Genomic DNA, 17,774 nt, shown 5'->3' on the forward strand with positions numbered 1-17,774 from the left:
TAACGGTATGGTGACGACATCCCTTACAGCCTCAAGGAGGAGATTCAGTGTGCGTCGCATCACTGCTATCGCCACTTCCATACTTGCTCTCGTCGCGCTCCCGCTGACGGTTCTGACGACCCAGGTCGCACCGGCTCGGGCTGCCAACGACGACGTCATCCACGTGTCCGCCTCGGCCTCCCCGGGTGGCGACGGTTCAGCCGACAGCCCGTACGCCACCATTTCGGAGGCCGTCGAGGCGGCTCCGGACGGATCCACCATCGAAGTGGGTGACGGAACCTACCGGGAGGGCGAGATCAAGGCCGACAAGAGCGTGACCATCCGCGCCGCGGAGGGTGCGGCGCCGGTCCTGTCGGGCGCGGAGGTCCCCGCCTCCTGGACAGCCTCCGACGGCACCTGGTCGACGCCGGCGGACATGGTCCGGTTCTGCACGGTGTGCACGACCAACCCCGACCCCTCCGCCGAGGGCATGGCGGCCCACCCCGAGCAGGTCTTCGTCGACGGCGAGCCGCTGACCCAGGTCGCCTCGCGCGAGGAGGTCACCGAGTCGACCTTCTACGTCGACGATGATCACCCGGTCACCCTCAAGCAGCCCGGGAACAACCGGGCCGGCTTCAACACCGCGGAGCATCGCGGCGCCAGCTACGTCATCGGCGTCGATCCCAGCCAGCACACGGTCGAGGTCTCTCAGCACTCCCGGGCGCTGACGCTGCTGGGGGACCACAGCACTTTGGAGGGCCTGGACGTGGAGAAGTACTCCCCCGTCCAGGAGTGGAGTTATGAAGATCCCGATATCGGCGGCGACACCGGCGGCGTCATGGTTTTCGCCTCCGGCGCGGGGCTGAAGGTGAGCGGTAACACCTTCAAGTACTCCGGCGGGGGCACGGCGCTGGGCCTCACCAGTGCGCGCGACGCGACGGTGTCGAACAACACCATCACCGACAACGCCGGTGTCGGGATGGGTATCAACCAGGGCTCCAATATCGACGTGGAGAACAACACCTGGTCCGGCAATAACAGTGCGGGCTTCATCACCACGGGCTGCGGGGGCTACTGCACCCTGGCGGACATGAAGGTGACGCACGCGGAGAAGGTGCGCTACGCCTACAACACCGTCGATTACTCCCAGTCGGACACCGACCATTCCGACGCCTCCTCGTGGGAGAGCAACAGGCTGGCCGGCATCTGGTTCGATGAGGGGGTCATCGACTCCCAGATCGTGGCCTCCCACTTCGTCAATGTGCCCATGGCGATCTTTACCGAGGTCTCGCGCGGCGACATCATCGCCTCCAACGTGATCGAGGGTGCCGGCATCGGCATCCAGGTCGCCGGCTCGGAGAACAACCAGGTGTGGAACAACACCATCAGCCACGCGCTGACGAGCATCTCGGTTTATGAGGACACGCGCTCGGACGGCTGCAATGCGCGCGGCGATGACGGCTCGTGCACTCTGCCCGAGCGCTGGTCCATGGAACACGGACTGACGTGGGACACCGTGGGCACGGGCATTTACAACAACATCATGTCCTCCGAGCAGACGGCGACCGACGGCGACGTGTGGCGCTACTCCGCCATGGTGCAGGTCACCGGCGATAAGAATGCCGATGGCTCGGGCGCCGTGTACGCCAACGACATGATCTCGGGCATCGACTACAACGTCTACTACCGTCAGCCCACGAGTCAGCCCTCGACCACCATCCTGTGGCAGTATGGCGAGGACCGCAAGACTCAGAGTCTCAATGCGGAGTCCCTGGCCGACTTCTCCAACAGCCCCGATGTGACTGTGGAGGGAAGAGAGGCCCATGGTCTCGATCTGCAGGGTGAGCGAGACGCCAATCCCGTTCTCGTGAGCGAATCCTCCGACCCCACGGCCTGGAAGACCTCCGACCTGCACGTGGCGCCCGATGGGCCCGCCGCCGACTCGGGCACTCAGCTGACGCAGGACGTCGCCGACGCGCTCGGGATCAGCGAAAGCATGGTCGTCGACCGCGGGGCGCTGGTTAATGCCGCCTGGGAGGACGGCGGCCAGACTCCCACCGGTGCCGATGGCCAGGACCAGCACGCCGCCACTGACGACGCCTCCGGACAGGCCGCCCCTGCGAGCGGTGACGACGCCACGACGACACCGGACGGCTCGGCTGCGACGCAGGCCGGCGAGGAGTCGACGCGAGGCGTGCTCACCGGCGGCTCGTCGGTGGATGGAACCGGGGCCGCGGCTCCGGGCGGACGGATCGCCGAGGGCCAGTCCGGAACCGGGGGGCAGACGACGTCGGGTCCGGAGAGAATCATCGGGTACGGTGCAGTCGGCCTGGGCACCCTCACGCTCCTGGGTGCTGTCGCTTACGCCGTTCGGACCCGACTGCTGTGAGACCGGGGCGCGCGTGACGGCGCAGGCGGGGAGCCGGGAGGACATGGCGCTCGACGTCGGCGAGCGTTATCCGGTGGGGGATCGGATGTTCACCCTCACCCCCCGGCTCGCCGACGCCGTTGCGCGCGCCCGGACGGTCCTGCTTGACGTCGCGACCCACCGTGAAGTCATCACCTACAGCGAATTGAGTGAGGCCATCGACGCTCTCGTCTTGCCCCGTCACATGGGGCCGTTGCTGCACATGCTCGGTCACGACTGCCGAATGCGGAACGAGCCGGAGTTGGCCTCCCTCGTCGTCAGCGCGACTACGGGCGAGGTGGGCACGGCCGATGACACATGGGCTCGGACGGCACGGCTGGCCTGCTGGGACATGTGGTCCATTCCCGAATGAGGTTCCGGGGCGACGGGCCGCGGGCGTCCGATGCGATGCCATGCGGTGCCGAGGCGGCGATGGGCTCTGGCCGAATGCCGGGGGAGCAAGTAGGGCCGGACATTAGGTCAGGCCGGCCAGTGCCGTCGCCCGGCCCAGTTCTCTCAGGTCGGCGGCGTGCAGCGGCTCACCGTCCTCACCGGTGGGCAGGCCGTGAACCTTGTCGGCCCACTCGGATGGAACCGCGCAGGCTCCTAGGTAGCTGCCCGCCACGGCACCGGCGATCGCCGCCACCGTGTCCGAGTCGTCGCTGGAGTGCACGGCTCGCGTCAAGATGAGCCGCAACCACGTGCTGCCCGCCTCGGCCCGGTTCTCGTGGAATGTCGCCGGCATGGACGCGGCCGCCCGGTTGGCGGAGATGAATGACAGGTAGGCCTTGCCCAGCGCATCGACGGTGAAACCGTCGGTAGCGGGCAGGCCGGGCCAGTCCCAATTCATGGGGTCGTAGACGCCCCCGTCGAACAGGTCGTGCCAGTAGGCGCGCCGCTCCTCGGGCACGAGGGCGAGAGCGGCCAACGGGTTGGCCCCGTTGAGTGGGAGCCCCTGCCAGGCGGGGCCGGCGACGTTGGCGCGGATCATCTCCGCCTGGATCACGCAGGAATCCGCCGCCAGGGGGTCGGCGTGGGTCAGAGCCGCCACGGCGCGCGCCGCTAAGGCGGTGGCGCGCGGATCGCGCAACCGAGTCAGGCCGATGACGCCGTTGCGCATGAGCGCTCCGTTGCCGGCGCTGCGCCCACCTGAGGTCTTGTGGTAGTCGCACGCCGCCCGCCGCATCCTGGCGGACACATCCGGCTCGCCGCGGTGATGGGCGACGGCTCCCAGGACCGCGCGCGTCTGGGCGCCGATGTCGGAAGCCGCGGATTCGTACCAGTCGATGAAGCCGTCCGCGACGGCGTCCAGGGCCGGGCGACTCGTTAGATCCGCTCCGGTGGCGGCCACCCGGGCGATGATGACCGCCATCTGGGTGTCGTCGCTCCACTCGCCGGGCGAGTAGGGACCCAGGCCGCCGCCCTGCATGTGGGCCTCGCCCGGGCGGGATCCGCAACCGCCATCGGCGGGGCGGTGACCGAGCTCCCATGGCACCCCGAGAGCGTCGCCGCAGGCCTGCGTCAGGAGAACCCCTTCGGCACGATCGATCTGGGAGGCGGACGGTGGCGGTGTCGGGACCTCGCGGGTACTCATACGGGTACCCTAGCCGGCGCTCATTCGGCCGAGCGGATCCGACTTGCGCGGGCGGGGCGCCGAAAAGTGCTCAGAGAGCATCCGCATCTCCGACGTCACTGGTGCGGGCGCGCTCCGCTCGCCCGAGCCCCTCGCGGCACCGTGCGCTTCCGGCCTCGTGGGGATGCCGGAAGTGTGTACGAGCGGCCCGGCCCCGCATGGGCGGCGCGCCCGGTTCGTCCGCCCGTCCGTCCTCGATGCCTCGGGCGCAGGGTCCGGCTAGCATGCCCGCATGCTCACCCGAATCGATCTGCGCGACCAGGACCTGTCCGCCCGCGAACTCGCCGAGACCCTGCCTCGCGCGCGCCTCGACACCGCCGCCGCTCTGGAGGCTGTCATCCCCACCATTGAGGATGTGCGCGTGCGCGGGGCTGCCGCCGTGCGCGACGCCTCCGAGCGTTTCGACCGCGTGCGCCCCGAGCACCTGCGCGTGCCCGCTGAGGCGATCGCGGCGGGGCTGGCGGGCCTCGACCCGGCGGTGCGCGAGGGTCTGGAGCTGTCCATCGCTCACAACCGGGCCGGCCACGCCGCTCAGATGCCCACCGAGAGGGTCACGGAGATCGTCCCCGGAGGGCGGGTGATCCAGCGGTGGATCCCGGTGCGGCGCGTGGGCCTGTACGTGCCCGGAGGACTCGCCGTCTACCCCAGCTCGGTGGTGATGAACGCGGTCGCCGCCCAGGTCGCGGGCGTCGAGCGGATCGCGCTGGCCTCCCCGCCGCAGGCCGCCTTCGGCGGGCTGCCGCACCCCACGATCCTGGCTGCTTGCGCTCTGCTGGGCATCACGGAGATCTACGCCGTTGGCGGAGCTCAGGCCATCGCCATGCTCGCCTACGGGGCTGCGGCGGACGACGACATCGACCGGGCCGACGCGGTGGCCGCGGGCGGCAGCGGCCGCACGCTGTGCGAGGGAGTCGACGTCGTCACCGGCCCCGGGAACATCTATGTGGCCGCGGCCAAGCGCGCCGTGCGTGGCATCGTGGGCATTGATGCGGAGGCCGGTCCTACTGAGATTGCCATCTTGGCCGACGCGGACGCCGACGCCGAATACGTCGCCGCCGACCTGCTTTCCCAGGCCGAGCACGACCCCGGTGCCGGGAGCGTCCTGATCACCGACGCCCCCGGCCTCGCCGACGCCGTCGAGACGGCCCTGGTTCGCAGGGTTGCCGCCACCAGACATGCCGAGCGGGCCGCGCGCGCCTTGAAGGGCGAGCAATCCGGGATCGTCCTTGTGCGTGATGCGGAGCAGGGGCTGGCCGTCGTCGATGCCTACGCCCCCGAGCATCTGGAGATCCACACGGCCGACGCCCCCGCCGTGGCCCGCCGCGTGAGCAATGCGGGCGCGATCTTCGTCGGCCCCTGCAGTCCCGTCCCGTTGGGCGACTATCTCGCCGGTTCCAATCATGTCCTGCCCACCGGAGGAACGGCTCGCTTCGCCGCGGGACTGAACGTCATGACCTACCTCAAACCCGTCCAGCTCATCGAGTACACTGCCGCCGCCCTGGAGTCGATGACCGGTCCGCTGACGGCGCTGGCGGTCTGCGAGGATCTTCCCGCGCATGCGGAGGCCGTCCGGGCTCGGCGGGTCCGGCCCGTCTCCGGTGGAGTCGACCGGCGTGGGTGAACGCGGATGAACGCAGCGCCCACGCGAGCTGGCGCGCCCCTCTTCCGCCATTTCCATGACATCGACGCGTCGAAGGATGGTGCTACCAGAATCAGGGGCCTGAGCGCACCCGCGTGCCGGGCGACCGCCCCGAGCCGAGCGGGTCCGGCCGCGGTCGGCCGTCGACCCGCACCGACAGGAGGAACCATCAGGAGGAGCCGTGGGGGCACGCAGCGAGCACGGACCGAGCCGACGGGATCGACTTGCTCGTCGTCGTCTCCTGGCCTGGGCGGCCGGGACGCTGACGGCGGTCGCGGCGGTGGTACTCGCGCACCGACGCACCCGGGCCGGGGAGACCGACCGGACCGATGGGGGTGGGGCTGCGCGCCTCGATGTCGTCGACGGATCCGGCGACCTGCTCGACCTGGAGGGGCTGCGCCGGATCCAGTCCAACGGTGCGGGGCGGGACGGCTGGGACGACCAGCTTCTGACGACCGACACCCTCGAGGTTCTCACCCATTCGCCCCTGTACGAGGATGAGGAGGCCAGCGCCGCCGTCGACCTGCCGGACGGGCGTCCGGCGACGTTGACGCTGTCATGGCCCACGAGCCACGGATACTCCGCCCTGCTGGCCGACATTCCCGGGCCCGGGCGCCATTGCCTGGCCGAGCTCGCCGCCCGCGCTCTGCATGAGCGTCAGCCCCCGCGCCTCACCGCCCTGCCCGCCGGTCGGACGCGCGCGGATGTGGAGTCGATGCGGGAGAGGACGTCGACCGTCCTGGAGGAGTGCGCCGAGGCCGTTGACCCCGTCGAGCGCGCCGTGCGCGGCACCCGCGCCCTGGAGGCCGCCGCCACCGCCCAGCTCGCACTCGATGAGGCGTGCCGGGCTCTGGTTCCGGGCGATGCCGTCATCGGCGTGACCTTCACCGAGCCCCCCGACCCTGATCAGGTCATCGAGGCGACCGGCGTCGGTGCGGGACGGCGGCGGATGGCGGCGCGCATCGTCGTCGACGACGCCCACGACGCCGACGAGCTGGACTCCTGGCGCAGTACCATTGCCGCCCTGCACACCGTTGACGCCCTCGTCCTGGTGCAGGTCTGCGACTCCCGGGCGATGGCCGATCTTGATTCCCACCAGTGGGATGCGCGCGTGTCCGCCCTGATCGCCGGCCTGCCCGAGGCCGACGCCTGGGAGGTCGGCAACGAGCTGGGCGGCTCCTGGCTCGGGGATGACGTCGTCGATAAGACCGTACGGGCGGCGCGGGCCGTGCGCGCCGATCCGGCGACGGCGGGAGCCGCCACCGTCGTGACCCTGTATTACCAGCTCGGCCAGGAGTCGGCCGAGGCCTCCGTGCTCAGTTGGGCACGCCGTCGACTGACACCTGAGCTCCTCGCCGTGACGGATGTGCTGGGTTTGTCCGTCTACCCCCAGTGGCATCCGTTGGGAACGGGGGCCGATCGTGTCATCTCCGCCCTCGCGGAGGCCTTTCCGGACCAGCGAGTGGCTCTGACCGAGCTCGGCTACGGCGGGGACGACCTCGATCCCGGACCGTGGTGGTTCGGCTCCGCTCAGGACGCCGCGGCCGCCCGCGCCGCCACCGCCCGCCACCTGACCAGCGCCGCTCTGGGCCGCGAGGGCTCCTGGGGCGCGCCCTTCTGGTGGTACTACCTCCAGGACGAGCGGCCCGGCGCGCCGGGCGGACCGGTCAGCGGCGTGCTCGCCTCCGTCGCCCGGGACGCGGGCCGGTAGAGCGGATGGATGGCGGGGCGCCTCAGCGCTGGGCCAGCACGAAGGGGTGCACGCGGGCCGCGCCGGCGCGCAGCAGGAGGCGGGCGGCGACGGCCAGCGTCCAGCCGGAGTCGGTCCAGTCATCCACCAGGACGACGCTCGCCCCCTGGAGGCCGGTCAGGGCCTCGTGCGACCAGTCGGCCAGGGTCAGGGAGCGGGCCACCTGCGCCAGACGGAAGGCACTGCCCACGTCGTGCCGGCCCGGCTCTCCGGCGGCCCCCACGACCCCCAGGGGTGCGGCGGACAAGTGGCGGGACAGCGCTCGGCCCACCTGCCGTACGAGACGGGGCCGACGCCGCGACTCGATGACGACCACCCCCGAAGGCGGGGGCCCGTCGTCGGATCCCGCGTCCCCGCCAGTATCGTCCCCGTCCTCCGCCATGAGAGCTGTGAGGCGTTCGGCGACCTGGAGCACCGAGGGGCGCAACCCGAGGGGAACCTCGGCGGCATCGTCCTGCTCGATGAGTCCGCGCAGGGCGGCGGCCACGCCCAGGCCGTCCATCCGGCCCACGGCCATGCCCGTCCCGGCCCGCTCCGAGGCGGCTATCCGCCCGCGCAAGGCGGGCAGCCCCAGCCGATCCATGCCCGCCGGCCACTGCCTGCGCGGCGTCAGAACCACCCCGACACGGGCGAGCGAGGCCCGGGCCGCCTCCACATCGTCGGCCCGCGCCGCCCTCTTCAGCACCAGCCCGCCGCACAGGTCGCAGCTCCCGCAGCGCCAGTGCGCGGGCATCACCGGATCGTCCAGGGCCGAACGCAGGAAGGCCATCCGGCACTCGGGCGCCTCCAGCGCCTCGTAACGCTCCATCGCCTCCTGCTCGGCGATCCGGGCGGCCTCGACGCGCGCGTACCGCTCGGCGTCGTAGGCCCAGGGACGGCCGGTGGATTCCCAGCCGCCTTGCACGCGCCGGACCGCCCCGTCGACGTCGAGAACCTTGAGCATCGATTCCAGACGAGTGCGACGCAGGCTCGTGACGGTCTCCAACAGGTTCGTGCTCAGCGGTCCCCCGCCCTCCCGGGTCGCCTCATCGAGGGCGGTCAGCACCGCGCGCACCTCGGGCTCGGGCGGGAATCCCTGCGAGCCGAACCAGTCCCAGATGGAGCGGTCCTCGGCCCCGGGCAGGAGCACGACCTCGGCCCGGTCGACTCCGCGGCCGGCGCGTCCCACCTGCTGGTAGTAGGAGACCGGCGAGTCCGGCGCCCCCATGTGAACGACGAAGGCCAGATCCGGCTTGTCGAAGCCCATGCCAAGGGCCGAAGTGGCCACGAGCGCCCGCACCCGGTTGGTCTTGAGGTCCTCCTCCAGCTGCTCGCGGTCGGCCGCATCGGTTCTGCCGGTGTAGGGGGCCACCTCCAGTCCTGCTTCCCGCAGGCGCTCGGCGATTTCCTGCGCGGCCGAGACCGTCAGACAGTACACGATCCCACTGCCGGGTGCGCGCCGCACGTAGTCGGTCAGCCACGCCAGGCGCGCGGCGGCGTCCGGCAGGCGGCGCACGCCCAGATGGAGGGAGTCGCGCTCCAGGGTCCCCCGCACGACCAGAACCTCGGCGCCCCGAAGTCCCGGCGCGGTGCCGCCGAGCTGCTCGGCGACGTCGGCGGTTACACGGGCGTTGGCCGTGGCCGTGGTGGCCAGGACGGGTGTGCGCGGGGGCAGCCCCGCCAGCAAGGTGCGGATGCGTCGGTAGTCGGGGCGGAAGTCATGGCCCCAGTCCGAGATGCAGTGGGCCTCGTCGACGACGACCAGGCCGGCGCCCGCGGCGAGGCGGGGGAGGATCTCGTCGCGGAAGGTCGGGTTGTTGAGGCGCTCGGGGGACACGAGCAGCACGTCGACGTCGCCGGTGCGTACCTGCTCCTCGATCGCCGGCCACTGGGCGGCGTTGGCCGAGTTCATGGTGACGGCGCTGATACCGGCCCGCCGGGCCGCCGCGACCTGGTCGCGCATGAGGGCCAGCAGCGGGGAGATGATGACCGTTGGACCTGATCCGGGGCCGACTCCGGAGCGCGATCCGGGCGCGGGCGTCGGCCGGCCGGGTCGCCAGGACGCCCAGCCCTCGCGCACCAGGACGGTGGCCACGAAGTAGACGGCCGATTTGCCCCAGCCCGTGCGTTGGACCACCAGCGCTCGGCGGCGACCGATGACGAGCGCCTCGATGGCGCGCCACTGGTCCTCGCGCAGCGCCGCGTCAGCGCGCCCGACGAGCACGCGCAGGACCGACTCGGCGCGCTCGCGGACCGGCGAGGGGGAGGAGGCGGCGGAGGTGTCAGGCGCGGGATCGGGGCCGGCAGTCATGCCTCCACGCTAGCGCGGACCGGCGCGGGGCTCGGTACGGGGGCTCGGTACGTCCGCCCGCCCACACATATAATATGACGTATATCATACAGGTACCTGGAAAATATTGTTGTTGTGAGGAGAGGGTACCTGTAGGTTCGTTCTCGTCAAAAACAACAGGGACCAGATTGAAACTGGTGCGGAACTGAGTGAGGAGAAACCCCATGGATGCAGAACACATAGAGCACACCGGTGATGCCCGAGAGCTGGAGCACCCGGATCGGGACGAGCGCGCGGGGCTCCACGAGCGGCTCCGCCGGCTCCATCGGCTCATGCGCCGCTGCCATGACGAGGCCCTCGTGCACGACGGGCCTCTGTCCGACACCACTCGGGGGCGCGGCCGGGTACTCGCCGCCCTGAAGATGCAGAGCCCCATCCCCACCCGCGAGCTCGCCTACCTGCTCGACATCCGCCAGCAGTCCCTCAATGAGCTGCTCAAGAAGCTTCAGAGCGACGGCCTCATCGAGCGCACCCCCTCCGAGGCCGACCGCCGCGTCATGATGGTCGCCCTGACCGGCGCCGGCCGCAACGCCAGGATCGGGGGCGCGACCGACGACTACCTCGATGTCTTGACGGACGAGGAGACCGACACCCTGTCCGGCCTCCTCGACAAGCTCATCGACGCCCTGAAGGACCGGCTCGGCGTCGACCCCGATGACGAGCCCGCCCGCTGGATGGACGACGCCCGGCGGCGCATGGGCGAGGAGCGCTTCGAGGTCATGATGCGCATGCGCCAGGAGGGTTTCGGCCTCGGTCCCTTCGGCGACCGGGGCGGCCATTCCAGGCGCGAGCGCGGACGCGGTGGCGGGAGCCGGCGCCGAGGCCCGGGTTCCGACTCGTTCGGCGAGTGCGCTTTCGGAGACGGCGAGCGCGGATTCCGCTCCCGCCGCAGTCCGATGGCCATGGCTCGGGAGGGCCGGTTCGCCGGACGTCGTCTCCGCGGTGGACGGGGATGGAACGAGTGAGAGCGCCCGCCTCGTGGAGGCGCGGACCCGCTTCGCCGCCGCGCAGCCCGGTAACGCCGTCCCGAGCGGCCCCGGGCATCTGGCGCCCCGACGCCGCCCGGGTGCCGCGCAGCGGGGCCGCCGGCTCCGCCCCGGATCGCCCGGACCGGGCTCACCGCTCCGACCGAGAGGCCGTCACCTCCTCGCGGTCGACCCATCGCCCACTGGCGTATCGGCATGACGCGGCGCGATTTGGCATCATGCTGCCATGATGGGGCATTCCCACGCCGTCTCCGGAGTCGCCGCCGGAATGGCTCTGTTCGGCACCGCGACCCTGAGCATTCCCCCTGCGGACTCCGGCGGGCGGACGACCACCATCCCCCTCGGCGCCGGTCTGGGGCACCTGCCCCTGTCTGCCGTCGTCGTCGCCTCGCTCGTCATGGGCGTCACGGCGCTCCTGCCGGACATCGATTCGCCGTCCTCCTCGGTGTCCACGGCGCTGCCCGGCATTACCGGACCCGTCAGTCGCGTCATCGCCAGGGGCGGCCACCGGACCTGGACCCACAGCCTCGTCGGCTTCGCCCTGGCGGCCTTCCTCACTTACGACATCACCTTCTGGACCGTCACCGTCAACGGCATCGACGTCCGCCCCGGCAACGGTATCCTTCTGGGACTGCTCCTGGCCGTCGCCGCCCGGGCTCTCGGCGTCCCCCGCAGCCGCGAGGGGGCGCTGTGGGCCCTGTTCCTCGTCGGCTTCGTCGTCGGCGCCTGGGCGCTCGGCGGCAGCGCCCTATGGTTCATGCCGGCTCTCGTCGCCGCCGGCATGTGGGTGCATCGGGTGGGGGACGACATGACCACCCAATCGGTGCACGGCCTCCTCTACCCGCTGTTCAGGGCTCGCCTGGCCAATCTGCCGGCCCTCCTGGGCGACGCGGGCAGCGTACGCGAGCGCCTCCTGCGGAGCGCGATGTACCTCTACTGCCTCTACTGCTTCATCGTCATGGTCGTCACCGGACGCTGAGGATGCGCCCGACTCGTCCCCGCGCCGGGACGGGCCTGCGGAGGATGGTGATCGGATCCAGTCAGATCCAGTCGTTCCTGCGCATGAGCATGTAGACGACGACGGCCGGGACGATCACCAGGGCCGTCGCGGCCACCAGGCCCGAAGGCCGCTCGGCGCCCGGGTAGGGCACGTTGATGCCGAACCAGCCGGTCACCAGCGTGGGCACGGAGATGACCGCGGCCCATCCGGCCAGCTTCTTCATCACATTGTTGAGCCGTTGGTCCTGCAGGGACAGATGGGTCTCGAAGACGGTCGTGACCATGTCCCGCAGCGATTCCGTCCACTCCGTGACCCGCAGGATGTGGTCGCTCAGGTCGGCGTAGAACGGACCCAGGTCGCGGACCGCGTTCCCGTGGTGACGCCACACCACGTTGACGACCTCCCGCATCGGCAGCACGACGCGCCTGAGCGTCACCAGCTTGGTCCGCACGTCGTAGGCGGCGCGCTGGAACTCCGTGGAGTGCGAGTGCGGGGAGAACAGGTCGCTCTCCAGATCCTCGATGGCGTCGTCGAGGTCCTGCACGGTCGTGAAGTAGCCGTCGACGATGATATCCAGCAGGGCGTGCACCAGGGCGCAGGGGCCCAGCCGTACGAAGTCGCGGTCGGCGTTGAGGCGCTGCGTCAGCGTGCGGGCGTCGACGCCGTCGGCGGCCCCGAGCGTCACGAGTCCGCCGGGGAAGGAGAAGCCCGCCACCTTGCTCAGCTGGTCCGTCTCATCGCCCTCGGTGGAGGCGAACCCGGGCAGCGTCATGTAGGTGACGAAGAAGATGTAGCCGTCGTGCTGGGACGCCTTGGGTCGCTCCTTGGGAGCGATGGCGTCCTCCACCGCGTGCGGGTCGAGGTCCAGTTCGGCCGCCAGGAGGCTCAGCTCCTCGTGCGAGGGCGCTGACAGGTCCGCCCACACGAGAAGCCCGGGATCGGCGAGGGCCCCGCTCAGGTCGTGCAGGTCGGCGGGGGCCTCGTCGATGGGACGGCCGTCGCGCCAGGTCAGGGCTCGGAAGGTCATGGGGCGATCCTGCCACCCCGCCCCGGTGCGCGCGACGGGGCGCTAGGCCAACACAGTCGTCAACTCCGTGTCCCGACCCCGCCCCAGTGCGCGACGTGGCGGGATCCGGCTTCCCGGGGCGGGGTCCGCGAACCGTAGGCTTGCCCCCATGGATCTCCTCATCATCGCCGTGGTGGGCCTGCTGGCGATCGCCGGCGCCACCCAGATCAGCGACCGCGTCCGAGTGGCCCCGGCGCTTCTGCTGCTCGCGGGCGGCATCGTCGTGGGCTTCCTGCCGGTCGTGCCCGCCATCGAGGTCGAGCCGGAGATCATCCTCGAGGGGATTCTCCCGCCCCTTCTGTACGCCACCGCGGTGGGCATCTCCACCATCAACTTCCGTCGCGAGCTCGCCTCCGTCGTCGTCCTGGCGATCCTCCTCGTGATCGTATCCGCCGCGGTCATCGGCGGAGTCCTCACCCTCGTCATCCCCGGCCTCTCCCCGGCATGGGCCATTGCTGTGGGCGCGGTCCTCAGCCCCACCGACGCCGTGGCCATCTCCATCGCCAGACGCCTGGGGGTCTCGCAACGCATCATCACCGTCCTGGAGGGCGAGGGCCTGCTCAACGACGCCACCGCCCTCGTGGTCCTGTCCTCGGCCAGCACCGCCGCGACGGCGGGCGCCGTGACTGTGAGCGGAGTCGTGGAGGGCTTCGCCGCCTCCGTCCTCGTGGCCCTCGCCGTGGGCTGGGCGGTCGGCGAGTTGACCCTCCATCTGCGGGCCCGTATCACGGACGCCAGCGTGGACACGGTCGTTTCCTTCACGATCCCCTTCCTCGCCGCCATCCCCGCTGAGCACATGGGCGGCAGCGGGCTCGTGGCCGCCGTCATCGCCGGCCTCGTCACCGGCCACCGAGGCCCGCGCGTCCTGCCCCCCGACCACCGGATCGCCGGGCAGGAGACCTGGCACACCGCTGAACTCGTCCTGGAGGGTTTCATCTTCCTCATCATGGGCCTGCAATTCTTCGGCATCGTCGAGGAGGTCCTGGCCGAGGGCCCCAGCATCACCACGGCCGTCTGGCTGGCCGTCCTCGCCGGAGGACTCACGGTGCTGGTCCGGGCCGCCGTCGTGGCCCCCATGCTGGCGTGGCTGCGTCGCCGCGACGAACGCTACGCCACCCGCTGGGAGGAGATGAGCGAATCCGTCCAGGCCTTCGAAGGACGCTGCTCGGCCATCGCCCGCGGCGATATTCCCGACGACATGCAGATCCCCTGGGACCGCAGTCGGCGCGGGCTCAGACGCCGGATCAATCGGGCGCTCAGACTGCACCGCCTGCCGACCAGCCCCGAGCGGAGCAGGCGCCGCGCCTCGCAGGCCGTCGACCGGCTCCGCCGTCGCAGCGCGGATGTGGAGTACTACCGCGACGAACCGCTCGGTCTGAGGGAGGGGGCGGTCATCGCCTGGGCCGGCATGCGCGGGGCCGTCACGCTCGCAGCCGCCCAGACTCTACCCGCTTCGGCCCCCAACCGATCCTTCCTCCTCCTCATCGCCATCCTGGTGGCCGCGGGCTCCCTCATCGTTCAGGGCCTGACACTCCCGTGGGTCGTCAAGGTCGTCAAGCCCTCCATGGAGGGGCCCGCCGACGAGGAGGAGCGCAGCGAACTCCTCCGCCTTCTCATCATCGCGGCCAAGGGGGTCGTCGCCGAGCGCGACGACGAGCGGGACGGGGCCCTCCCCGGGGCAGCGGGCGGCTCCGCGGCGATCATTGAGCACGACGACCCCGCCGCCCCCGAACGGGCCGCCGCGGGCTCCGCTCTAGAGCTCAGCAGTTCGCGGCGCGGCGGTGCGGCGACGGGCATCATCCCGCAGAGCACATCGGCTCTGGCGGCCCACATCCTGCGCAGGGGCGATGGTGAGGACGCCTCCGCGGGCAGGAGGGCGGAGCCGGCGCGGACGGGAGGATCGGAGGAGTCGGGGAGGGACGCCGCGGCCCGCCGCGAGTTCGCCGCCGCGACTCGGCGGATGACCCTGGACATGATCCGAGCCCAGCGCGAGGCGCTTCTGGACGCCGGAGAGCTCGGCCTGTACTCAGCGGGCTCCATCGAATATGCCCTCAAGCGCCTGGACTACGAGGAGGTCATGCTGACCGCCCGCCCCCAGTGACGCCGGCGCACCGCCGGCCGCGCCCGCGGCCCGGGCGCGGCCCTGATCGCCGTTGGTGCCGGGCTCGACGAGATCGCCGGGTTCACACGCCGACGGCGACCCGACGCGGGAGCCACTGGCCCGCCGCCGGCGGCGGGCCGGCCGGATCCCACAGGCCCGGGACCCGCCGGCCACACTGCGGGCAGGCGCCCTCGGAGGTGATCCGGTAATCGGTGACCCGATAGCTCTCGCGGTCCACCAGGAGTGTTCCGCAGCCGGCGCAGCGGGTCGAGGCGCCGTCGCGGGTGCGCACATTCCCGAGGTACACGTGCGCCAGCCCGGCGTCACGGGCGATGGCGCGGGCGCGCTCCAAGGTGGATGCCGGTGTGCGGGGCGTCTCGCGCATTCGGTGGGCCGGATGGAAGGCGGAGAAGTGCACGGGCACCTCGGCCCCCAGCTCGGCGGCGATCCAGGCGCACTCCGCGGCGATCTCGGCATCGGAGTCGTTGCGCCCCGGGATGAGCAGTGTGGTGATCTCCAACCAGGTCCCCAGCGCTCGCACCCGGGTGAGAGTGTCGAGCACGTCGGTCAGGCGGGCCCCGGTCACGCGGCGGTAGAAGTCGTCGGTGAAGCCCTTGAGGTCGATGTTGGCGGCGTCGACCGCTCCGAACAGCTCAGTGCACGGCTCGGGACTGATCCATCCTGCGGAGACGGCTACGCTCGCCAGTCCCGCCTCGCGGCAGGCGGCCGCCGTGTCGATGGCGTATTCGGCAAAGATCACCGGGTCGTTGTAGGTGAAGGCCACGCCCGCGGCGCCCGCGTCGGAGGCGGCCGCGGCCAGGGCTTGGGGCGTGGCGGGGGCGGTGAGGGTGTCGATATCCCGGGAGGTGGAGATCTCCCAGTTCTGGCAGTATTTGCAGGCCAGGTTGCAGCCCGCCGTCCCGAAGGACAGGATGGTGGAGCCCGGCAGCACGTGCGCCAGGGGCTTCTTCTCGATGGGGTCCAGGACGAAGCCGGAGGAGCGTCCATAGGTGGTTAGCACGATGGCGTCCCCGACCCGTGCCCGCACGAAGCAGAATCCGCGCTGGCCCTCGCGCAGCGTGCACCGGCGGGGGCACAATTCGCAGCGCAGACGCCCGTCCGGCAGAGTCCGCCACCACCGGGCCGGATGGGGATCGGCGGACGGCATCGCCCGCCCGGTCGGGCCGGTCACGGCCGGCCCGTCTCCCGCGGCCGGCCGCTGGCGGTGCCCGCTTCGGTCTCCTGCCAGGCGGTCACCGTGTAGATCCGTACGGACACGTCCTCCCCCCAGTAGTCGGCGGGCAGGCCCGCCTTGCGGCGCAGATGGATCAGGAAGTCGACCGGATCGGGGAGTTGACCCCACACCTGGGGCAGGAAGGTGGCGCGGTGGCGGGGGGACGACAGGATGACGCCGTCGACACCGGGGCGCAGCCGGGCCGCAAGATCGGATTCGTCGACGGCCGGCAGGGGGACCGACGCGGACAGGACGGACACCTCGATGACGGTGTCCGCCAGTTCGCCCGCGGTCAGGGGCGGGAAGCGCGGGTCGCCGACGGCCGCTGCGACGGCGTTGGATTCGACGTCGGCGTGCAGCGGCTCGTGGGCCTCCAGGCTGCCGATGCATCCGCGCAGGGAGCCGCCGGGCGCTCTGCCCGAGGTCAGGGTCACGAAGCTGGCTCCCGGCGCCCGGAGCCAGCTCGGGTCCTCGGCGCCCTTAGAAGTCCCGGGGAGTGCGGCGTTCTCCTGTGTCGGGAGGGGGACCGCGTCGAGATGCCGGGCGATGGCGCGACGGGCGAGGGGCAGCAGGAGCAGGCCGGCGTCGGCGGGCAGCGGGGACGTCATGACGGTGCGCCTCCTCGATAGGTTCTTCCATCCATGGTGCGGCCGCGACCGCACTCACGTCCACCCCTCGACGGGGGTTCGGCGAGGGCGGGCGTGGGTTCCGCATTCACGGGGCCGCTGGGGCGTCGAAGGCGATGGCGCCGTAGCCCACCACCCTCTCCGGGGTGCCGATGGTGTCGGCCGAGGTCGCCGTGCCGAGCAGCCGCGGGCCCAGACCCTGCTCGCCGGCGGCCAGCAGGAGGGCGTTGATGCAGGTGGCGCCGCAGGCCTCGTCCGGGCTGATATCGGCGCGCAGTGCCAGAATGCGCTCGATCGTCGCGTCGTCCACACGGCGAGCCTCAGCTTGGGGCAGGTAATGGGACAGGTCGGAGCTGACCACGACCAGGGTGTCCGATCCGCCCAGGAACGGGCGGATCGCCTCGGCGACCCGGTCGGCGTCGACCCGGCCCACCGCCAGGGGCACCACGCTGGCCTCGGGCAGGACGGTGAGAAGGAAGGGGAGCTGGACCTCCAGGGAGTGCTCGGCCGCGTGAACGTCGGGCCTGGCGACCACCAGAGAGCTGGAGGCCAGTGCTTCGATCTGCGCGGGAACCTCCACCGTCACGGGACCCAACGGGGTGTCCATGGCGCGGTGGCCGGGTAGGGCGAGGGCGCGCACGCCCATCCTGTGTGCGGGCCCCAGCAGCACGACCCGGCGGACTCGTCCTCGCAGGGATTCGGCCCGCGCCCAGGCCAGGGCGGCTGTGGGTCCCGAGTAGACGTAGCCGGCGTGGGGGACGATCAGCGCCGCCGGGGGAGTCGGGGCGGCGTCAGCATCGGCCCGCGCCCCTGTCAGCATGGACTCCACATCCGCCCGCAGACGTGCCGGCTCGGCGGGATAGAACAGACCCGCCACCGCTGGCGGGCGCGTCTGCTGGGACCGGTACGGCGGCTGGCTCATGAGGATCGCGCTCCCTGAATCGGCTGATGACCTCAGACTACCCGCGGGTCCTCTTCCCGGGGCCGGTCCGGCCGCCGCAGCGGAGCGGACGGGACGTCAAGG

Annotated in this window: 13 protein-coding genes; 7 read left to right on the forward strand and 6 right to left on the reverse strand. The window is 71.4% G+C overall.

What is annotated here, in order from left to right; all coding sequences use genetic code 11:
* The first annotated feature begins 49 nt into the window (after positions 1-49).
* Positions 50-2,368 carry a right-handed parallel beta-helix repeat-containing protein gene (locus HMPREF9062_RS06470; protein ID WP_034253893.1) on the forward strand — a complete coding sequence of 773 codons (2,319 nt, stop codon included), beginning with the start codon at positions 50-52 and terminating at the stop codon, positions 2,366-2,368.
* A gap of 43 nt (positions 2,369-2,411) precedes the next feature.
* A complete protein-coding gene (locus tag HMPREF9062_RS06475; protein WP_034254804.1) occupies positions 2,412-2,759 on the forward strand; it encodes a hypothetical protein in 348 nt (115 codons plus the stop codon).
* Between the two features lie 102 nt (positions 2,760-2,861).
* Here HMPREF9062_RS06475 and HMPREF9062_RS06480 read toward each other — a convergent pair whose 3' ends face one another.
* Entirely contained in the window at positions 2,862-3,980 is a 1,119-nt protein-coding gene (locus HMPREF9062_RS06480) for an ADP-ribosylglycohydrolase family protein (RefSeq protein ID WP_009749279.1), read from the reverse strand.
* A 271-nt stretch (positions 3,981-4,251) separates the two neighbouring features.
* Between HMPREF9062_RS06480 and hisD the strand changes: the two genes are divergently transcribed.
* On the forward strand, positions 4,252-5,640 hold the full coding sequence (hisD, locus tag HMPREF9062_RS06485; protein ID WP_009749281.1) for a histidinol dehydrogenase: 1,389 nt from the start codon (positions 4,252-4,254) through the stop codon (positions 5,638-5,640).
* A 298-nt stretch (positions 5,641-5,938) separates the two neighbouring features.
* Positions 5,939-7,369, forward strand: coding sequence for a hypothetical protein (locus HMPREF9062_RS06490; RefSeq protein ID WP_009749283.1), 1,431 nt, complete (start codon positions 5,939-5,941; stop codon positions 7,367-7,369).
* A gap of 22 nt (positions 7,370-7,391) precedes the next feature.
* Here HMPREF9062_RS06490 and HMPREF9062_RS06495 read toward each other — a convergent pair whose 3' ends face one another.
* Positions 7,392-9,698, reverse strand: a complete 2,307-nt coding sequence (locus HMPREF9062_RS06495) for a RecQ family ATP-dependent DNA helicase (RefSeq protein ID WP_009749284.1) — start codon at positions 9,696-9,698, stop codon at positions 7,392-7,394.
* Positions 9,699-9,901: 203 nt separating this feature from the next.
* Between HMPREF9062_RS06495 and HMPREF9062_RS06500 the strand changes: the two genes are divergently transcribed.
* Positions 9,902-10,702: a MarR family winged helix-turn-helix transcriptional regulator gene (locus tag HMPREF9062_RS06500; protein ID WP_009749285.1), complete on the forward strand. Its 801-nt coding sequence runs from the start codon at positions 9,902-9,904 to the stop codon at positions 10,700-10,702.
* A gap of 247 nt (positions 10,703-10,949) precedes the next feature.
* Positions 10,950-11,702, forward strand: a complete 753-nt coding sequence (locus HMPREF9062_RS06505; protein ID WP_009749286.1) for a metal-dependent hydrolase — start codon at positions 10,950-10,952, stop codon at positions 11,700-11,702.
* Positions 11,703-11,763: 61 nt separating this feature from the next.
* Here the strand turns inward: HMPREF9062_RS06505 and HMPREF9062_RS06510 are convergent, their stop codons facing one another.
* Complete coding sequence (locus HMPREF9062_RS06510; RefSeq protein WP_009749287.1) at positions 11,764-12,750, reverse strand: magnesium transporter CorA family protein; 987 nt, start codon at positions 12,748-12,750, stop codon at positions 11,764-11,766.
* Positions 12,751-12,898: 148 nt separating this feature from the next.
* Between HMPREF9062_RS06510 and HMPREF9062_RS06515 the strand changes: the two genes are divergently transcribed.
* Entirely contained in the window at positions 12,899-14,890 is a 1,992-nt protein-coding gene (locus tag HMPREF9062_RS06515; protein WP_009749288.1) for a cation:proton antiporter, read from the forward strand.
* 82 nt (positions 14,891-14,972) lie between these two features.
* On the opposite strand, the gene amrS is transcribed toward HMPREF9062_RS06515, so the two are convergent.
* The 3 genes from amrS to amrB all read right to left on the reverse strand — a co-directional run bounded on the left by amrS (position 14,973) and on the right by amrB (position 17,672).
* Entirely contained in the window at positions 14,973-16,082 is a 1,110-nt protein-coding gene (amrS, locus tag HMPREF9062_RS06520; RefSeq protein ID WP_009749289.1) for an AmmeMemoRadiSam system radical SAM enzyme, read from the reverse strand.
* A complete protein-coding gene (gene amrA, locus HMPREF9062_RS06525) occupies positions 16,079-16,732 on the reverse strand; it encodes an AmmeMemoRadiSam system protein A (protein WP_009749290.1) in 654 nt (217 codons plus the stop codon). Before amrA ends, amrS begins: the two co-directional genes overlap by 4 nt.
* A 106-nt stretch (positions 16,733-16,838) precedes the next feature.
* A complete protein-coding gene (amrB, locus tag HMPREF9062_RS06530) occupies positions 16,839-17,672 on the reverse strand; it encodes an AmmeMemoRadiSam system protein B (protein WP_009749291.1) in 834 nt (277 codons plus the stop codon).
* Between the last annotated feature and the right edge of the window lie 102 nt (positions 17,673-17,774).

The sequence above is a fragment of the Actinomyces sp. oral taxon 448 str. F0400 genome (assembly GCF_000220835.1).
GTDB lineage: Bacteria > Actinomycetota > Actinomycetes > Actinomycetales > Actinomycetaceae > Actinomyces.